At 69.4% G+C, this 16,671-nt stretch carries 17 protein-coding genes, 1 pseudogene and 1 riboswitch; of the genes and pseudogenes, 10 read left to right on the forward strand and 8 right to left on the reverse strand.

The genetic code is table 11. The features are described from left to right. Positions 1-30: 30 nt before the first annotated feature. Positions 31-132, forward strand: a riboswitch (glycine riboswitch). A 174-nt stretch (positions 133-306) separates the two neighbouring features. The 6 genes from gcvP (at position 307) to SSPN_RS0104355 (ending at position 6,361) form a co-directional block, all read left to right on the forward strand. Continuing rightward, complete coding sequence (gene gcvP / locus SSPN_RS0104330; protein ID WP_010692545.1) at positions 307-3,201, forward strand: aminomethyl-transferring glycine dehydrogenase; 2,895 nt, start codon at positions 307-309, stop codon at positions 3,199-3,201. Between the two features lie 166 nt (positions 3,202-3,367). Further along, a complete protein-coding gene (locus SSPN_RS0104335; protein WP_010692546.1) occupies positions 3,368-3,637 on the forward strand; it encodes a hypothetical protein in 270 nt (89 codons plus the stop codon). Between the two features lie 177 nt (positions 3,638-3,814). Beyond that, positions 3,815-4,486 (forward strand): energy-coupling factor ABC transporter permease, encoded by a 672-nt coding sequence (locus tag SSPN_RS0104340; protein ID WP_044573369.1) that lies wholly within the window; start codon positions 3,815-3,817, stop codon positions 4,484-4,486. Further along, entirely contained in the window at positions 4,483-4,824 is a 342-nt protein-coding gene (locus SSPN_RS0104345; protein ID WP_010692548.1) for a PDGLE domain-containing protein, read from the forward strand. Before SSPN_RS0104340 ends, SSPN_RS0104345 begins: the two co-directional genes overlap by 4 nt. Positions 4,825-4,826: 2 nt before the next feature. Further along, a complete protein-coding gene (cbiQ, locus tag SSPN_RS0104350) occupies positions 4,827-5,594 on the forward strand; it encodes a cobalt ECF transporter T component CbiQ (protein WP_010692550.1) in 768 nt (255 codons plus the stop codon). Further along, a complete protein-coding gene (locus SSPN_RS0104355; protein ID WP_010692552.1) occupies positions 5,582-6,361 on the forward strand; it encodes an energy-coupling factor ABC transporter ATP-binding protein in 780 nt (259 codons plus the stop codon). The genes cbiQ and SSPN_RS0104355 overlap by 13 nt, the downstream gene beginning before the upstream one ends. Positions 6,362-6,426: 65 nt before the next feature. Here the strand turns inward: SSPN_RS0104355 and SSPN_RS0104360 are convergent, their stop codons facing one another. Next, positions 6,427-6,900 carry a MarR family winged helix-turn-helix transcriptional regulator gene (locus SSPN_RS0104360; protein WP_010692557.1) on the reverse strand — a complete coding sequence of 158 codons (474 nt, stop codon included), beginning with the start codon at positions 6,898-6,900 and terminating at the stop codon, positions 6,427-6,429. A gap of 274 nt (positions 6,901-7,174) precedes the next feature. Further along, the gene (locus SSPN_RS0104370; protein WP_010692569.1) at positions 7,175-7,756 is read right to left on the reverse strand and encodes a TIGR03086 family metal-binding protein; all 582 of its coding nucleotides are present in this window, start codon (positions 7,754-7,756) and stop codon (positions 7,175-7,177) included. 413 nt (positions 7,757-8,169) lie between these two features. Between SSPN_RS0104370 and SSPN_RS0104375 the strand changes: the two genes are divergently transcribed. After that, positions 8,170-8,550, forward strand: a complete 381-nt coding sequence (locus SSPN_RS0104375; protein ID WP_010692570.1) for a winged helix-turn-helix transcriptional regulator — start codon at positions 8,170-8,172, stop codon at positions 8,548-8,550. Positions 8,551-8,635: 85 nt separating this feature from the next. Here the strand turns inward: SSPN_RS0104375 and SSPN_RS0104380 are convergent, their stop codons facing one another. The 3 genes and pseudogenes from SSPN_RS0104380 to SSPN_RS0104390 all read right to left on the reverse strand — a co-directional run bounded on the left by SSPN_RS0104380 (position 8,636) and on the right by SSPN_RS0104390 (position 11,835). Next, entirely contained in the window at positions 8,636-9,676 is a 1,041-nt protein-coding gene (locus tag SSPN_RS0104380) for a hemolysin family protein (RefSeq protein ID WP_010692571.1), read from the reverse strand. Beyond that, a pseudogene (locus SSPN_RS42430) lies at positions 9,673-11,095 on the reverse strand (hemolysin family protein). The gene SSPN_RS0104380 and the pseudogene SSPN_RS42430 overlap by 4 nt, the downstream one beginning before the upstream one ends. A 179-nt stretch (positions 11,096-11,274) precedes the next feature. After that, the gene (locus SSPN_RS0104390) at positions 11,275-11,835 is read right to left on the reverse strand and encodes a TIGR03086 family metal-binding protein (RefSeq protein ID WP_010692572.1); all 561 of its coding nucleotides are present in this window, start codon (positions 11,833-11,835) and stop codon (positions 11,275-11,277) included. A gap of 269 nt (positions 11,836-12,104) precedes the next feature. Here SSPN_RS0104390 and SSPN_RS59240 point away from each other — a divergent pair, with 269 nt between their 5' ends. The 3 genes from SSPN_RS59240 to SSPN_RS61440 are packed head-to-tail and all read left to right on the forward strand — an operon-like array spanning position 12,105 to position 13,517. Further along, entirely contained in the window at positions 12,105-12,824 is a 720-nt protein-coding gene (locus tag SSPN_RS59240; protein WP_237710449.1) for a peptide MFS transporter, read from the forward strand. Continuing rightward, on the forward strand, positions 12,754-13,248 hold the full coding sequence (locus SSPN_RS61435; RefSeq protein WP_272941724.1) for a POT-type proton-dependent oligopeptide transporter: 495 nt from the start codon (positions 12,754-12,756) through the stop codon (positions 13,246-13,248). The genes SSPN_RS59240 and SSPN_RS61435 overlap by 71 nt, the downstream gene beginning before the upstream one ends. Continuing rightward, positions 13,227-13,517 carry a POT-type proton-dependent oligopeptide transporter gene (locus SSPN_RS61440; RefSeq protein WP_010692573.1) on the forward strand — a complete coding sequence of 97 codons (291 nt, stop codon included), beginning with the start codon at positions 13,227-13,229 and terminating at the stop codon, positions 13,515-13,517. The genes SSPN_RS61435 and SSPN_RS61440 overlap by 22 nt, the downstream gene beginning before the upstream one ends. A 91-nt stretch (positions 13,518-13,608) precedes the next feature. Here the strand turns inward: SSPN_RS61440 and SSPN_RS0104400 are convergent, their stop codons facing one another. The 3 genes from SSPN_RS0104400 to SSPN_RS59250 form a co-directional block, all read right to left on the reverse strand. Then, on the reverse strand, positions 13,609-15,081 hold the full coding sequence (locus SSPN_RS0104400; protein WP_010692574.1) for an alpha/beta hydrolase: 1,473 nt from the start codon (positions 15,079-15,081) through the stop codon (positions 13,609-13,611). Between the two features lie 137 nt (positions 15,082-15,218). Then, positions 15,219-16,331: a pyridoxal phosphate-dependent decarboxylase family protein gene (locus tag SSPN_RS42440; RefSeq protein WP_010692575.1), complete on the reverse strand. Its 1,113-nt coding sequence runs from the start codon at positions 16,329-16,331 to the stop codon at positions 15,219-15,221. Then, positions 16,313-16,534: a hypothetical protein gene (locus SSPN_RS59250; protein WP_010692576.1), complete on the reverse strand. Its 222-nt coding sequence runs from the start codon at positions 16,532-16,534 to the stop codon at positions 16,313-16,315. The genes SSPN_RS42440 and SSPN_RS59250 overlap by 19 nt, the downstream gene beginning before the upstream one ends. Between the last annotated feature and the right edge of the window lie 137 nt (positions 16,535-16,671).

Raw genomic sequence — 16,671 nt, forward strand, 5'->3', positions numbered from 1 at the left:
CCCCTGATCGGGTAAACTGCGGCACATCGCCGACCCCGTGCGGGAGAGTCCGGCCCGGCTTCGGCCGTGGTCGGCGCCGAAGGAGCAAACCTCCCCAACAACCTCTCAGGCCACCTGGACCGCACGGGCGAGATGCCTCTGGAAAGAGGATGCACCACGGCTGTGGTGCATCCCGCCGACGGTGCAAGCCCGGTTCCCGGGTGAAGCTCTCAGGCGTTCGCTTCGCGGACAGTGACAGAGGGGGAGAGCAGGGCAGTTCTGGCTGTTCTGCCGCCCTTTGTCCACCGCGACGATTGAGGTTTGGCGATGACCGACGTGACCCACGATCGCATTCCACTGGCCGCCCTGGAGCACGGAACGCCGTTCGCCGACCGGCACGTCGGGCCGATGCCGGCCGAGCTTGCGCGCATGCTCGACGTGATCGGCGTCGGCTCGTTGGAGGAGCTGGGTCAGAAGTCCGTGCCGGACACCATCCGGGAAGGCGACCTGCAGCTGGCGCTGCCCGAGCCGGCCACCGAGTCCGAGGCGCTGGCCGAGCTGCGCGAGCTCGCGCGCCGCTGCCGCCCGCACACCGAGATGATCGGGCTGGGTTACTACGGCACGGTCACGCCGCCGGTGATCCTGCGCAACGTGCTGGAGAGTCCGGCCTGGTACACCGCCTACACCCCGTACCAGCCGGAGATCTCGCAGGGTCGGCTCGAGGCGCTGCTGAACTTCCAGACGATGGTGGCCGACCTGGCCGGGGTGCCGGTGGCCAACGCGTCGATGCTCGACGAGTCCACCGCGGCGGCCGAGGGCATGACGCTGTTGCGCCGCGCGGGCCGGTCGAAGTCGCCGCGGTTCGTGGTGGACGCAGACACGCTGCCGCAGACCATCGCGGTGATCGAGACCCGCGCGGAGCCGCTGGGCATCGAGGTCGTCGTCGCCGACCTGTCCGCCGGCGCGCAGGCGCTGCCGGAGGGCGAGTTCTTCGGCGCGCTGCTGTCATACCCGGGCGCCTCCGGTGCGGTGCGCGACCAGGAGCAGATCATCGCCGAGGTACACCGGCGCGGCGCGAAGGTGGTGGTCGCGGCCGACCTGCTGGCGCTGACGCTGCTGCGCTCGCCCGGCGAGATCGGCGCGGACGTGGTGGTCGGCAGCACCCAGCGATTCGGGGTGCCGATGGGCTTCGGCGGCCCGCACGCCGGATTCATGGCCGTGGCCAAGGGACTCGAACGGCAGCTGCCGGGCCGGTTGGTCGGAGTGAGCGTCGACGCCGACGGCAACCAGGCCTACCGGCTGGCGCTGCAGACCCGCGAACAGCACATCCGCCGCGAGAAGGCCACCAGCAACATCTGCACCGCGCAGGTCCTGCTGGCCGTCGTGGCATCGATGTACGCCGTGTACCACGGCCCAGCCGGGCTGCGGTCCATCGCGACCCGCGCGCACCGGATGGCGGCCGTGCTCGCCGAGCAGCTGCGCCGCGGCGGCGTCGAGGTGCTGCACCGGGAGTTCTTCGACACCGTCGTCGTGAGGGTGCCGGGCAAAGCCGACGACGTTGTCGCCGCGGCCCGCCGGGGCGGCATCAACCTGCGCCGGGTGGACGCCGACCACGTCGGCATCAGCTGCGACGAGACCACCACGCGGGCGCACCTGGCCGCGGTGTGGCAGGCGTTCGGCGTCACCGGCGGCGACACCGACGAACTCGACATCGAGACGCCGGACGCGTTGCCCGCGGCACTGGAGCGCACCTCGGAGTACCTGACGCACCCGGTGTTCCACACCCACCGCTCCGAGACCTCGCTGCTGCGCTACCTGCGGCAGCTGTCGGACAAGGACATCGCGCTGGACCGCAGCATGATCCCGCTGGGCTCGTGCACCATGAAGCTCAACGCGACGGCCGAGATGGAGCCGATCACCTGGCCGGAGTTCGGTTCGCTGCACCCGTTCGCGCCCGCGCAGGACGCCGAGGGGCTGCTGTCGATCGTCAAGGACCTGGAGACCTGGCTGGCGGAGGTCACCGGCTACGACGCGGTGAGCCTGCAGCCGAACGCCGGTAGTCAGGGCGAGTTCGCGGGGCTGCTGGCGATTCGCGCCTACCACCGCAGCCGTGGTGCCGCCGACCGGGACCTGTGCCTGATCCCGGCGAGCGCGCACGGCACCAACGCCGCCAGCGCCGTGATGGCCGGGATGCGGGTGATCGTGGTCCGCTGCGACGACGCCGGCAACATCGAGCTTGAGCACCTGCGCGAACTGGTCGCCGAGCACGCCGACGACCTCGCCGCGATCATGGTCACCTACCCGTCGACGCACGGCGTGTACGAAGACACCGTGCGCGAGGTGTGCGGCCTGGTGCACGACGCGGGCGGCCAGGTGTACGTCGACGGGGCGAACCTCAACGCCCTGATCGGCCTGGCGCGGATGGGCAAGTTCGGCTCGGACGTCTCGCACCTGAACCTGCACAAGACGTTCTGCATCCCGCACGGCGGTGGCGGGCCGGGCGTCGGCCCGATCGGCGTGCGCGAGCACCTGGCGCCGTTCCTGCCGAACCACCCGATGCAGCCCGCAGCCGGACCGGTCACCGGCGTCGGCCCGATCAGCGCCGCGCCGTGGGGCAGCGCCTCGATCCTGCCGATCTCCTGGGCGTACGTGCGGATGATGGGTGCCGACGGCCTGCGCCGCGCGACGCTGACCGCGGTGGCCACCGCCAACTACGTCGCCCGCCGCCTGAACAACTACTTCCCGGTGCTCTACACCGGCAAGGGCGGCTTCGTGGCGCACGAGTGCATCCTCGACCTGCGGCAGATCAGCAAGACCAGCGGAATTACCGTCGACGACGTCGCCAAGCGGCTGGCCGACTACGGCATTCACGCGCCGACGATGTCGTTCCCGGTGGCCGGGACGCTGATGGTCGAGCCGACCGAGAGCGAGAACCTGGCGGAGCTGGACCGCTTCTGCGAGACGATGATCGCCATCCGCGCGGAGATCGACAAGGTCGTCGCCGGGCAGTGGCCGGCCGACGACAACCCGCTGGTGGGCGCCCCGCACACGGCGGCCTCGCTGGCGAAGGACTGGGACCACGCGTACTCCCGCGAGGAGGCGGCCTACCCGCTGGGCACCGATGTGGTGAAGGTGTGGCCGCCGGTGCGCCGCATCGACGGGGCACGCGGCGACCGCAACCTGGTCTGCTCCTGCCCGCCCCTGGACGCCTACCAGGCGTGAGGGACGTCTTTTGGTGGACGCGCCTCCGGCCCGCTGTTGCGGCCGGGGGCGCGTCCGCGTTCGGGGTGGGTGCGCGACACGCTCGGTCGGGTTCGGTTTGCGTGCGGTGCGGGCGGGGTGACACGGTGGCCCCCTCACCTGACCGGCTCCGAGAGGAAGTGGAGCAATGCTCACCATCAGTGAGAGCGCGGCGGAGGTCATCAAGCTCGTCCTCGTCGGCGGCGACTCTCCGGAAGGTTCCGGCCTGCGCATCGCGCCGGCCGAGCAGGGCCTGCAGGCGTCGATCGCCGACCAACCGCAGGACGGCGACGAGGTGATCGAGGAATCCGGCGTGCGGGTGTTCCTCGAATCGCAGGTCGCGACGTTGCTCGGCGACAAGGTGTTGGACGCCGAGCGGGACGCCAACGGGGAACTGGCGCTGGCCGTTCGCGACTGACCGAAGGGACTTGAACCGTCGGCCCGGGTGTTTTGCCCGGGTCGACGGTTTTTTCGTGCCGAACTGCGACCTAGGACTCCTGCCAGATACTGGTGATAGCGGCATTGCGGCAACTACTCTCGATGCGCAACTGCTCAGGTCGGGAGGGAATACGTCGTGCAGACCACCACGCTCGCCATGCACATGAGTGACGGGCTGCTCAGCGCGCAGACGGCGCTGCTGTTCGCGGTCGTGGCGATCGCCGGGCTGGCGGTCGCGCTGGCCAAGGCGCGGGCCGACCTGGACGACCGGACGGCGCCGATGGCCGGGCTGGTGGCCGCGTTCGTCTTCGCCGCACAGATGATCAACTTCCCGGTGCTGCCCGGCGTCAGCGGGCACCTGCTCGGCGGGGCGCTGGCGGCGATCCTGGCCGGGCCGTGGGTCGGCGCGTTGTGCGTGGCGATCGTGCTCGTGGTGCAGGCGCTGTTGTTCGCCGACGGCGGGCTGACCATGCTGGGCGCGAACATCACCAACATGGCGCTGATCGGCACCGTCGTCGGCTACCTCGTCGCGCTCGCGCTGCGCCGCCTCGCGCTGCGCAGCCGCGCCGGGTTGCTGGTGACTGCTTTCGTCGCGGCCTGGGTGAACACCGTCGCCGCCGCTGGCGGCTTCGTCATCGAGTACGCGCTCGGCGGCGCCGCCGGTTACGGCACGGGCACCGCTGCGCTCGCGGTGGTCGGGGTGCACTGCCTCATCGGCATCGGTGAGGGCGTGATCACGGCCGCCACGGTGGGTGCGGTGGCAGCCGCCAGACCGGACCTGGTCCACCTGTTGCGCATCGGGAAGCAGATGAAGGAGAACGTGCGATGAGTGCGCCGCGTCGGCGTTTCCTGTTGGTCTTCGGCCTGTTCATCCTCGTCATCGCGGGCGGGGTCGCCTACTTCGCGGATTCCGCCCCGGACGGCCTGGACGCGGTCACCCAGCGCGGCTGCACCGTGGTCGAGACCGACCAGGGCGAGCGGTTGGACGGCCAGTGCATCGCGCAGCACGCCCAGGACCACGCGCTGGCCGGCGGTCCGCTGGCGGATTACACCGTCGGTGGCGATGGCCGCTGGACCGGGGTGGCCGGCGTGATCGGCGCGGTGGTCACGCTGGGCGCGGCGGGTGGCTTGTTCTGGGGCCTGCGCCGCCGGACCGGAGGCGAATAGCGGTGGGTGCCGGCCACGCCAGCGCGCTGCACCTTCCCGGCGATTCGGCGCTGCACCGCCTGCCGCCCGAGGTCAAGATAGTGGCGGCTTTCCTGATGGTGCTGTGCGTGGTGGCGACGCCGCGCGAGGTGTTCTGGGCTTTCGGTGGGTATGCCGTGCTGCTGTTCGGGCTGGCGCTGGTGGCCCGGGTTCCGCCGCGCTGGCTGGCCAGTCGCCTGCTGATCGAGGTGCCGTTCGTGGTGCTCGCGTTGGTGCTGCCGTTCACCGCGGGCGGCGCGACGACCGAGGTGGCGGGTTTCGCGCTGTCCACCGAGGGGCTGCTGGCGGGCTGGAACATCTTGGTGAAGGGCACGCTAGGGCTGGCCACGTCGCTGCTGCTGGCCGCCACGACCGCGCCCCGGGAGCTGGTGGTCGGCCTGCAGCGACTGCGCGCGCCCAGGTTGCTGATCACCATCATCACGCTGATGCTGCGCTACGCCGAGGTGATCGTCGCCGAGGCCAAGCGGATGCGGGTCGCGCGGATCTGCCGTGGTCACGATCCGCGGTTCCTGTGGCAGATCGGCGCGACCGCGCGCGGGATCGGGAGCCTGTTCATCCGGTCCTACGAGCGCGGCGAGCGCGTGCACCTGGCGATGGTGTCGCGGGGTTGGCAGGGTGCGATGCCCGAGCTGGGAGAATCGCGCCGTACATCATCGGCGGCGTGGTGGCTGGGCATGGCGCCACCGGCCGTCGCCGCAGTCGTGCTGGGAGTCGCCTTGTGGACCGCCTGACCGAATCCCTGCCGGAGCGCACCGCCGAGTCGGATTCCGCCCCGGCGCTGGAGGCTTCCGGGCTGGCGTTCCGCTATCCGGACGGCCACCGCGCGCTGACCGGCGTGGACCTGCGCGTCGAACGGGGGGAGCGGGTCGCGGTGCTCGGCCCCAACGGCGCGGGCAAGACGACCATGACGCTGCACTTCAACGGCGTGCTGCGCGCCGAGTCGGGCAGCATCCACGTCGGTGGGCTGCCGGTGGATTCGCGGAACTTGAAGGAGATCCGCCGCCGCGTCGGGCTGGTGTTCCAGGACCCCGACGACCAGTTGTTCATGCCGACCGTGCGCGAGGACGTCGCGTTCGGCCCGGCGAACTTCGGGGTGCGCGGCGCGGCGTTGGCGGAACGCGTCCGGTCGGCGCTCGACGCGGTGGGCATGGCTGAGCACGCGGACCGCTCGCCGCTGCACCTCTCCGGTGGTCAGCGCAAGCGGGTCGCGCTGGCCGCGGTGCTCGCGTGCCAGCCGGAGCTGCTGGTGCTGGACGAGCCGTCGTCGAACCTCGAACCGGTGGCCCGGCGCGAACTGGCCGAGGTGCTGCTGGCCTGGGGCGGCACGATGCTCATGGTCACTCACGACCTGCCGTACGCGTTGCAGCTGTGCCCGCGCAGCGTACTGATCGACGACGGCACGGTGGTCGCGGACGGTCCAACCGCGGAACTGCTGGCCAACGCCGAACTGCTGGCCGCGCACCGCCTCGAACTCCCTTACGGCTTCCGGATTCCCTGACCTCGCCGCCCGTTACTGGTTCCCGCATTCTGCGGTGACGGGCTTTCCGGGATCGCTAGGCGTCCTCAGCGCTGGTGCGTGGCCGGGGCGGGCTCCAGGAAGACCACTGGCACCTCGTTTCCCAGCACCACCCTGCTCAGCAGGTCCGCGAGTGCGCTGCGGTCGGTGTCGCTGAGGCCGGCCGGCAGCCTTTCGACCCTGCGGCAGGTCTCGGCGTAGAACTCGTCCACGAGATCGCGGCCCTCTGCGGTGAGGGCGACCCGGATCGCGCGCGCGTCCTCCGGATCCGCCTCGCGCTGGACCAGGCCGCGCTGGGCGGTCCGGTCCACCAGACCGGTGAGACTCGATTTCGCCAGTCCCAGCATCGCGCCGAGCTCGCCCATGCCGTACGGCTGCGCCATCAGCACGCACAGCAGCTGCCCTTGCTGTGGTGTCAGCCCGTATTCGCGACTCGATCCGGCGTACACGGCATTCACGAGGAAAGCGGAACGCACCAGCGCGGTGACGACCCCCATCGCCTCACCTGAGGTCTTGCCCATTCGCCCAATTTACCACCGAACAAACCGATGATTCGTATCACGAACTACCGGCGAATCCAGGGGCTCTGCGCTCACCTGACCGGCCATCCGACTTCAAGGTGCCGCAGTACTTCGTGGTGCGCGCGGACCCGCTGCCCCGCAACCCGCGCGGGAAGCCGCTCAAGCGCCAACTCCTCGAACAGACGGAGTGGGGCAAACCCTTCTGGGGCCGCTGAAACTGACGAACCGTGAGCACTTTTCGGTGCTGTAGCGCCGAAAAGTGCTCACGGGTGTTTCATGCCTGCCAGGCCGGGTCGCGGCCGGTGAGGCTGATGAGCTTGTCCAGCGGCGTGGCTTCCGGGGAGGCCTCGAGGGGTGGGCCGAAGGGGCTGTCGGGGCTGCGGTCCCGAGTGGCCGACATGGCGACGAATTCCAGGGAGGCCTTCAGCGAGTCCGCGTCGCACCGGAATTGCTGCCCAGTGGCCTTCGCGATGTCCCAGCCGTGCACCACCAGCTCGTTCATCGCGACGTTACCCGCGACCGCGCCTGGCAGCTGGACACCGCCGGCCTGCGTCATGCCCTCCCACGCAGCCGGCTCCCGCCACGCCTCGGCGAGTGCGGCCAGCTGTTCGGGGATGCGGGTGCGCCAGTCGTCGGGAAGCCGGGCGGCATCCCCGGACGGTCCTCCGCCGGTCAGTGAGAAGTCCTTCGCGGCTGCTGCGGTAAACGCCAGCGACAGCCCGCCGACGTGGTCGATCAGGTCGCCGAGGGTGTACTCGGTGCACGGCGTGGGCGCGGCGAGCTGTTCGTCGGCAACGCGCTCCAGCAGGCTCGCCAGCTGCCGTGCTGCCGGCTTCAGGTCGGGCAGATCGGTCATTCGGGACTCCTTCGCGGTCGTGCTGCTTCAGTGGAAAAGACACCTCCGTCGGCCGATTCTCATCGCCCGCCCCGCCCGCTGCTTGGCAGTTCCTCGCCGGTGCCCTCGCCGCGCCGCTCGTGGGATCGGCGGGCACCCGGCACGGCATTGCCGATGGGCGTGGTCATGGGAGCCCTACCACTGTCCGCAGTCGTGGTGTTCCTCGCGCTCACCCATCGCACTGGGCCCGAAGTGCGGGCGGGCGACCGCACGGAGACAAAGACCCTACCAGCGTTGATCAGCTGGACTGGACGAGCAGGGCCTCGGCCAGGTCGGTTCGGCTGTAGAACACGTAGCGTCGGCCGGCGCGCAGCAAGTCCCAGCCCTTAAGTAACCAGTTGTAATCGACTGCTCGAACGTGTTATAGGTACCTCGTGGTTACCAGCGAGGACAGCATCCTCAAGCGCGGGAAGCTGACGGATCCGAACTGCCCGACCCGTCTGGTGCTGGACCGCATCGGGGACAAGTGGACGGTGCTGGTGGTGACGCTGCTGTCTGACGGCCCAATGCGCTTCACGCAGCTGCGCACCGGCATCGGCGGGGTGGCTCCGAAGGTGCTGACGCAGACGTTGCGCGCGCTGGAACGCGACGGCTTGGTGATCCGGACCGTGTACCCGGAGGTGCCGCCGAAGGTGACCTACGAGCTGACCGACCTCGGGCATTCCCTGCGCGGACCGGTGGAAGCGATCGCCGACTGGTCCGAACGCAACGTCAACCGCATCCTCGCCGCCCGGGCCGCCGTCGACGAAGGGTAATCGCACCGGCTGGGTGGCCCAGTCGAGGATCTCGCGGCCCGGGAGTGCTTTCTGACGCTGCAGCACCCAAAAGCGCTCCCGGTCGTCAGTGCACGTGGGTGGCGTCGCGGACGGTGCCGACGTATTCCTCGACGAGGTCTTCGAGGGCGACGATGCCGATGGGTTGGCCGGTGGTGTCGGTTGCGGTGGCGAGGTGGCTGCCGGTGCGGCGTAGGGAGGTCATGGCGTGGTCGAGGCGGGCGTGGGCGGGGACGGTGGGGAGTCGTCGGATGCGGGTGGGGGCGATGGGGGTTGTGGGGTCGTGTCCGGCTTGGTCGAGGACGTCTTTGATGTGGAGGTAGCCGGTGAGTGTTCCGTCGTCGCGGCGGAGGGGGAATCGGGAGAATCCGGTGTGGGCGACGGCTTGTTCGACGTCGCCGAGGGTGGGGTGTTGCGGGAGTGTGGTGAGGTCGGGTAGGGGGACGAGGACGTCTGCGACGGTGTGTTCCACTGAGGACAGTGTTTGGGCGAGTCGGCGGTGTTCGGATTGTTCGAGGAGGCCTTCGCGGCGGGATTCGACGAGGAGTTCGGCGAGTTCGGCGGAGGTGTAGGCGGTGTCGAGTTCGTCTTTGGGTTCTACGCGTAGTAGGCGGAGCGCGGTGTTGGCCATCATGTTGAACACGGCGATCAGTGGCCGGGCGAGTTTGACGAAGCCGACCAGGGGTGGGACCAGCCAGAGGGCGAGTCGTTCGGGTTCGGCGATGGCGAGGTTTTTCGGGACCATTTCGCCGACGAGGACGTGGAGTACGACCACGATCGCTAGTGCGATGGTGAACGCTACGGCGTGGGTGATGGTGTCGGGGATGCCGAGGGTGGTGAAGGGTGTTTGGAGTTGGTGGGCGACGGCGGGTTCGCCGAGGCGGCCCAGGCCCAGGGAGCAGAGGGTGATGCCGAGTTGGGCGCTGGTGAGCATCAGCGAGCCTTCCTGGCTGGCTTTGATCACCACTCGGGCGCGGGTTTTGCCTTGGGCCAGCAGTGCTTCCAGCCGGTCCCGGCGGGAGGACAGCAGGGAGAACTCCGCGCCCACGAAGAACGCGTTGAGCAGCAACAGGACAACACCCAGCACGATCGCGAAACCGTCGCTCATCGAACCTCCTCCACGGCTTCGGCGTGCGTCGGCTGGTGGGTGAGGCGCAGTTCTGCGATGCGGTGGCGGTCCATCCGGGTGACGGCCAGCCGCCAGCCGTCCGGGGTGAGGTGGTCGCCGACCTCGGGAATGCGTCCCAGCCGAGCCAGCACGAAGCCGGCGACGGTCTCGTAGTCCCCGTCGGGCATGGCGAATCCGGTGGCCTCGGCCAGTTCGTCCGGGCGCAGTCTTCCGGAGATGATCCAGTTGTCGTCGCCGATGTGCCGAACAGCGGCGATTTCGCGGCGGTCGTGTTCGTCACGGACGTCGCCGATGATCTCCTCGACGACGTCCTCCAGGGTCACGATGCCCGCGCTACCGCCGTACTCGTCGACCACCACCGCCAACTGCAACCCCGATCCGCGCAGCCGGTTCAGCAGCGCGTCGCCGTCCAATGTCTCCGGCACGGTTGGCACCGGCCGGGCCAGCGACCTCACCGGGGTCTTTTCGCGGCGTTCGGCGGGGACGCCGAATGCTTGCTTGACGTGGACAACGCCGTGGATCTCGTCCAAATCACCGCCGTGCACCGGAAAGCGGGAGAACCCGGTGCGGCGGGCGACGGCGGGCGTGGACAACGCCGTGGATCTCGTCCAAATCCCCGCCGTGCACCGGAAAGCGGGAGAACCCGGTGCGGCGGGCGACGTCGAGCAGGTCCATCACGCTGTCGCCGGCGGTCAGGGACTCCACGCGGACGCGTGGGGTCATCAACTCCTCGGCGGTGCGGTCGCCAAACCGCAACGACCGGTCGAGCAACTGCGCCGTCGACGCGTCCAACGTTCCGTGTTCGGCGCTGGAGCGCACGATCGACCCGAGTTCTTCCGGGGAACGGGCGGATCGGAGCTCTTCCTGGGGTTCGATCCCGAAACGGCGCACGACCCGGTTGGCGCTGTTGTTCATCGCGTCGATCAGCCACCGGAAGACCCGCGAGAACCGGGCGTGATAGCCCGACACGGCACGGGCGGTGGACAGCGGGCGGGCGATGGCGAGGTTCTTGGGCACCATCTCCCCGAAGACCATCGACAGGGTCGTGGCCAGCAGGATCGCCAGCGTCAGCGACACCGCCCCGGCCACCTCACCGGGCAGCCCCAGCGCGGTCAGCCCCGGACGGATCAGGTCACCGACCAACGGCTCCGCCACGTACCCGGTGACCAGCGTGGTCAACGTGATCGCGACCTGGGCACCGGAAAGCTGGAACGACAGCGTCCGGTGCGCCTTCTGCACCGCCCTCGCACGCCGGTCACCGACCTGACGCACATGCGCGTCCACCGTGCTGCGTTCCAGAGACGTCAGCGAGAACTCCGCGGCAACCGCCAACCCGGTGCCCAACGTCAACACGCCAACGAAAACAAGGCCGAGAACGGCCAACAGGATGTCCATCACCGACCACCCCAGAACGGGGCATCGGCCACCAGTTGCGAAAAGCCGGGACTACGTCCCGGCTCGGTACTGCCCTCTGGGGATTGTGCCGCAGGCACTGAAGACGTCACTCCTAGACGGAAATCCGGAAAAATACGACGCCAGTATACGTGTCCGTCGCAGATTCGGCGGCGGCAACATCATCACGATCTCCCGAGCAGTGCCAGCAGCTTCGTCTGCTCGTCGGCGTCGGCCGCCACCGGTCGCGGCGGGGCGAAGATCCCCATGCCCTCCCAAGCCGGGATCTGCGGGGCGAACACCGTGTGCACGGCAGCCACCAGCGCCGGATCCAGCCGTTCGTCGTCACCGATGCCGCGGGCCAGGTCCCAGGCGTGCACGGCAAGGTCCAGCGTCATCTGCCAGCCGTAGTCTTCGGCCGGGATCACGCCGCCGGTGACGTTGACCTCACCGCTGGTCGCCCCCGGTTCGTCCCACGCGCGCCGGGCCGCCACGGCTGCCTCCCGCCACGCGCCGACCGGGTCGGTACCCAGCACGTCGCCGTCGAAGCGGTCGCCGACCTCGTCCAGGGTGGCGCCGTCGAGCAGCCACGGCGCCCACAGCTGCTCGGACACCAGGTGGTTGACCAGATCCCGGACGCACCACTGCGCGCAGGGCGTAACGGAGTCCCACTGGTCGTCGCCGATGTGCCCCACCCGGTTGTCGAACTCCGTCGTGGCCCTGCGGTGCGCGTCCAACAGCTGCATGATTCCTCCTGTGAATTCGGTCACGGGACGTCCAGTGGTGGCGGCGAAATCCCTGGCCAGGCGTCCAGTGTGGCCGGATCGGGGTGCGCGCGGCATCCGCGCCGCGGCGGGTTTACGCCCCGGTGGTCTGGGCCACTTCTGTGAGCCCTAACCTGCCGCGGGTTCGCCGAGCGGCTACCGCCGCCAGGTCAAACAAGAGAGGGTGTGATCGTGACCACACCCACGGTTGCGGACGCACCGCAGCGGGGCTTTTCGGGCACCCGCGCGGCTTGTCGACGCTGTTCTTCACCGAGATGTGGGAACGGTTCTCCTACTACGGCATGCGAGAGATCCTCGGGTACTACCTGTACTTCGCGGTCGCTGAAGGCGGCTTGGGCATCCCCGAGTCGACCGCGCTGTCTGTGGTCGGCGTCTACGGCGCTTCGGTCTACATGACCGGTGTCCTCGGTGGCTGGCTGGCGGACCGGGTGGTCGGCGCCCAGCGGGCGGTGTTCTACGGCGGCTGCGTCATCATGCTCGGCCACATCAGCCTGGCCATGCCCGGCGGCGTCGCGACGGTGGTGCTCGGGCTGGTGCTGCTGGTGATCGGCACCGGCCTGCTGAAGCCGAACATCTCGGGCCTCGTCGGCGGCCTCTACGGCGAGAACGACACGCGCCGCGACGCCGGGTTCTCGATCTACTACATGGGCATCAACCTCGGCGGGTTCCTAGCCCCGTTCGTCGTCGGCACCCTCGGCGAGAAGGTCAGCTGGCACGCCGGGTTCGGTGCGGCGGCCGTCGGCATGGCGCTAGGCCTGGTCCAGTACATGCTCGGGCGCAAGAACCTGGGTTCGGCCGGGCGAGCACCGGTCAACCCGCTGCCCGCCGGGCACAAGGGCCGGGTGCTGGCCCGCGGCCGGTCTCGCCGCGGTGTTCGTCGTGGTCCTGGTGGGCCTGTCGGTCAGCGGCGTGCTGGGTCTGGACGGCCTGGTCAACCTGATCAGTCTTAGCTCGGCTGTGCTGCCGATCGTCTACTTCGTGGTGATGCTCTCCAGCAAGCAGATCACCAAGATCGAGCGGGACCGGCTGATCGCCTACATCCCGCGTTTCCTGGCGACCGCGCTGTTCTTCCTGCTGTTCGAGCAGCAGCCGAACACGCTGGCGAACCTCGCCGAGGCGGACACGGACCTGAACATCCTCGGCTTCGTGATCCCGGCTTCCTGGTTCCAGTCCATCAACTCGCTGGCGATCATCCTGCTGGCGCCGGTGATGGCGTGGCTGTGGACGAAGCTCGGCGAGCGGCAGCCGTCTACCCCGCAGAAGTTCGTCGGCGGGCTGTTCTTCGTCGGCGTCTCGTCCTTTGGGTGGTGCTGTCGAAGTTCGTCGTCGGCGACGAGAAGCACCTGCCGATCATGCTCGCGCTGGTGTTCGTGATCATGACCGTCGGCGAGCTGATGCTCTCGCCGGTCGGCCTTTCGGCGAGCACCAAGCTGGCGCCGAAGGTCTTCGCCTCCCAGATCATGGGCCTGTACTTCCTGGCCCCGGCGATGGGGCAGGGCCTGGGCGCGCAGGTCGTGAAGCTGTACTCGGTGGACAACCAGCAGGTCTACTTCGGCATCGTTGGCGTGGCCACGATCGGTTGCGCTGTCCTGCTGCTGCTCGCCTCGAAGAGCATCAAGCGCTACATGCACGGCGTGAACTAGGGAATTTCCAGGCTCGTTAGCGGACCACCAGGGCATGCGGGCGAAGGCCGGTCCCCACGCTCTCGGGACCGGCCTTCTCGCGGCGACGGACTCAGCACAGGTCGAAGGTCCGGGCGGCCCCCGGGTTCTTCGGGTCCGGGTCCGGGTGGCCCGGCACGCTGACGTTCCCGCTCGGCACCACGCCGTTGACCAGGTAGTCGGTGCCGATTCGGTCGGCGTCGGCGTTGCCGGCCAGCGCCCACACCCCGTGCTTGCCCGCGTCCTTCTCGGTGACCAGCACCGAGGACGGCAGCGATCGATGCATCTCCACGGCGCCCGCGTAGGGGGTGGCCACGTCGTACTCCGAGTTGAACACCAGCAGCGGCGGCAGCCCCTCGCCGGTGATCTTCACCGGCTGCTGCCGGGGACCGTGCCACACCCGGCACGGGGCGACGCCCCAGCTGTTGTACCAAGCCCCGAGCGGGTTGTTGGCGGCCAGCTCGGCGGAGTCGCGCTCCCATTCGCGGCGGCTGCTCGGCCACGGGGCGTCCGCGCATTCGACGGCGTTGTAGATGGCATTCTCGTTCTCTGCGGCCGCATCCTTGGTGGACACCAGCGCGATGAGCTTGTGGTCGTCGTTGCGGAGGCGGAAGTCGGCGATCGCCTCGGCCAGCGTGGTCCAATTGCTCTCGCCGTAGAGCGCCATGAATGTGATGTCGATGAACTCCGACGGGCCTAGCTTGCCGCGCGCGGTCTTGCGCAGCTCGGCCTGGATGCCGTCCCAGGCGGCCTGCACCCGGGCGCGGTCGGTGCCGAGGTGGAACACCTGGTCGTGCCGGGCGATCCAGTCGAAGTAGCGGCCCAGCCGCAGCTGCGCGGCGATGTTCTGGTTGAGGTTGTTGCGATACCACACCTCGGAGGTGTCCGGGTTCACCGCGCTGTCCAGGACCATCCGGTCCACGTGCTCCGGGAACAGCTGGCCGTACACGGCGCCGAGGTAGGTGCCGTAGGAGTAGCCGAGGTAGCTGATCTTCTGCTCGCCGAGCGCTTCCCGGATCCGGTCCAGATCCCGGGCGTTGGTCGGGGTGTTCAAGTGCGGCAGGTACTTGCCGGCGTGCTGCTGGCAGCCGTCGGCGTATTCCTGGGCGCGCTGCCAGTTCTGCTCCCGGGTCTGCGGGGAGTCCGGGTCGGGCAGCGGGTTCTTCCAGAAGGCCGCCGGGTCCACGCAGATGATCGGGTTGCTGTGCGCGGTGTTGCGGGTGTCGAACCCGATCAGGTCGTAGGAGTCGAGCACCTCGGCGGGCAGCCTGCCGGACAGCGAACCGGCGAAGGCGATGCCCGGGCCGCCCGGACCACCGGGGTTGACCAGCAGCGAGCCGCGCCGGGCCTCGGGTTTGCGCGCGGGCACCTTCGAGACCAGCAGCTGCAGCTTCTCGCCGTCGGGGGCGTCGTAGTCCAGCGGCACTTCGACGTTGGCGCATTGCATCTGCGGGTAGGGCTGGCTGATGTCCTCCGGACACGCACCGAACTGCAGGCCCTGCGCGGCCTGGGCGATCACCCCGGTGACGGCGGTGCCGGGCAGCACCGCCGTCCTAGACCGAGTGCGATCGAACGCTTCACATGCGTCTCCTCACGGAATGGGATCGGGCTCGAACGGAGCGTAGTCGTTGATCCGATTCCGTACCCGGCAGCGAAACTCCGTGTCCCCCGGCCGATTCCGGGTCACGCCGCCCGCAGGACATCCGCGACGCGAACGACGTCCGCGTCTGTGGTGCGCCAGTTGCTGAAAGCCGCCCGCAGGCCGGGCGTTCCCTTGTAGACGGTCGGGGTGAGGAATGCGACTCCGGATTCGGTGACGGTGCGAGCCAGCGCGGCGACCCGTTCCGCAGTGGGCGCCTCGGTGAGGGTGAAGCAGACGACGTTGAAGCGCACCGCGGCCAGCAGCCGAAGGTGCGGCATCTCGGCGATGCGGTCGCCGAGATCGCGTGCCAGTGCGACGTCGCGCTCGACCACCTCGCGGTGGCCCTGCTGTCCGTAGGCGGCGAGCGTGAACCAGGCCGGTAGGGCGCGCAGGCGGCGCGAGCTTTCCGGGGTGAGGTGCACAAAGTCGGGATTGTCGGTCGGCATTCCCAGGTATGCCGCCGAGTTCTGGAAGATGCGCAGCTGCAGGTCCCGGCGGCGGGTGAACTGGATCGCGCTGTCGTAGGGCACGTTCAGCCACTTGTGCAGGTCCACGCACACCGAGTCGGCTTCGTCGAGCCCGGCGACCAGGTCCGCGTGCTGCGGGGACAGCGCCGCGAACCCGCCGAAGGCCGCGTCGACGTGCAACCAGAACGGATACCGCTGGCGCAGCGCCGAGATCGCCCGCAAGTCGTCGAAGTCCACGGTGTTCACGGTGCCCGCATTGGCCACCACGACGGCGGGCCGACCGTCCAGCGCGGTCAGTTCGGCGGTGAGCCGGTCGACATCCACGGCCTCCCGTTCCGGCAGCGTGGCGACCTCGCGAACGCAACCGCGCCCCAGACCCAGCATCGCGAGCGCCTTGTAGGCGCTGGAGTGCGGACTGCCCGAGAGGACCGGCAGATTCCCAAGCGCCGCAACGCCGTCCTGCGACACCGAGATCCCGAGCCGTTCGCCAGCCCATTCGCGGGCGATGGCCAGGCCGACGAAGTTCGACATCGTCGCGCCGGTGACGAACGCGCCGGCGTGCGCCGTGCTAAGCCCGAACAACTCTCGCAGCCAGCCGACCGCTTCACGTTCCAGATCCAGCGCAGACGAGTCGCTGCCGGTCACCGCGTTCTGGTCGAAAGCGCTGGTCAGCCAGTCGCCCGCCACAGCGGCCGGGGTCGCACCTGGAACCGCTCTAGCGCGGCGGCGGCTCCGGCGCCCGCGTCGGGCAGGGGAGTCGGTTCCGGTGGTTCGGGCGGGACCGCGACCGGCCGGTCCGCGAGCCCGGAGAGCACCTCGACGGCGTGTCGCCGGGCGCTGTCGAGCAGCTCGGGCAACCGGGCGAGGTCGGCGGAGAGATTCGGGTGCAATGCAACGTCCTAGAAGTGGTTCCGTCCTGGTGCGCAGCCACTAGCGAACGTAGCGACCTGGGCGCGCGATGTCGCGGTCAGATCCGGATCGACTGGACTGGCCCCGGCATCGCGAACCCCGAATGGTGGACGCGCGG

Origin of the sequence: Saccharopolyspora spinosa NRRL 18395, from assembly GCF_000194155.1 — a bacterium.
Classification (GTDB): domain Bacteria; phylum Actinomycetota; class Actinomycetes; order Mycobacteriales; family Pseudonocardiaceae; genus Saccharopolyspora; species Saccharopolyspora spinosa.

Excerpts from the sequence above, each read along its gene's own strand:
- SSPN_RS0104345 (WP_010692548.1), top strand. The coding sequence starts at position 4,483 with ATGAGTGCGCCGCGTCGGCGTTTCCTGTTGGTCTTCGGCCTGTTCATC.
- SSPN_RS0104380 (WP_010692571.1), bottom strand. The coding sequence starts at position 9,676 with ATGAGCGACGGTTTCGCGATCGTGCTGGGTGTTGTCCTGTTGCTGCTC.
- SSPN_RS0104335 (WP_010692546.1), top strand. The coding sequence starts at position 3,368 with ATGCTCACCATCAGTGAGAGCGCGGCGGAGGTCATCAAGCTCGTCCTC.
- SSPN_RS0104370 (WP_010692569.1), bottom strand. The coding sequence starts at position 7,756 with ATGACCGATCTGCCCGACCTGAAGCCGGCAGCACGGCAGCTGGCGAGC.
- gcvP (WP_010692545.1), top strand. The coding sequence starts at position 307 with ATGACCGACGTGACCCACGATCGCATTCCACTGGCCGCCCTGGAGCAC.
- SSPN_RS0104340 (WP_044573369.1), top strand. The coding sequence starts at position 3,815 with ATGCACATGAGTGACGGGCTGCTCAGCGCGCAGACGGCGCTGCTGTTC.
- SSPN_RS61440 (WP_010692573.1), top strand. The coding sequence starts at position 13,227 with ATGCTCGCGCTGGTGTTCGTGATCATGACCGTCGGCGAGCTGATGCTC.
- SSPN_RS0104360 (WP_010692557.1), bottom strand. The coding sequence starts at position 6,900 with ATGGGCAAGACCTCAGGTGAGGCGATGGGGGTCGTCACCGCGCTGGTG.
- SSPN_RS0104390 (WP_010692572.1), bottom strand. The coding sequence starts at position 11,835 with ATGCAGCTGTTGGACGCGCACCGCAGGGCCACGACGGAGTTCGACAAC.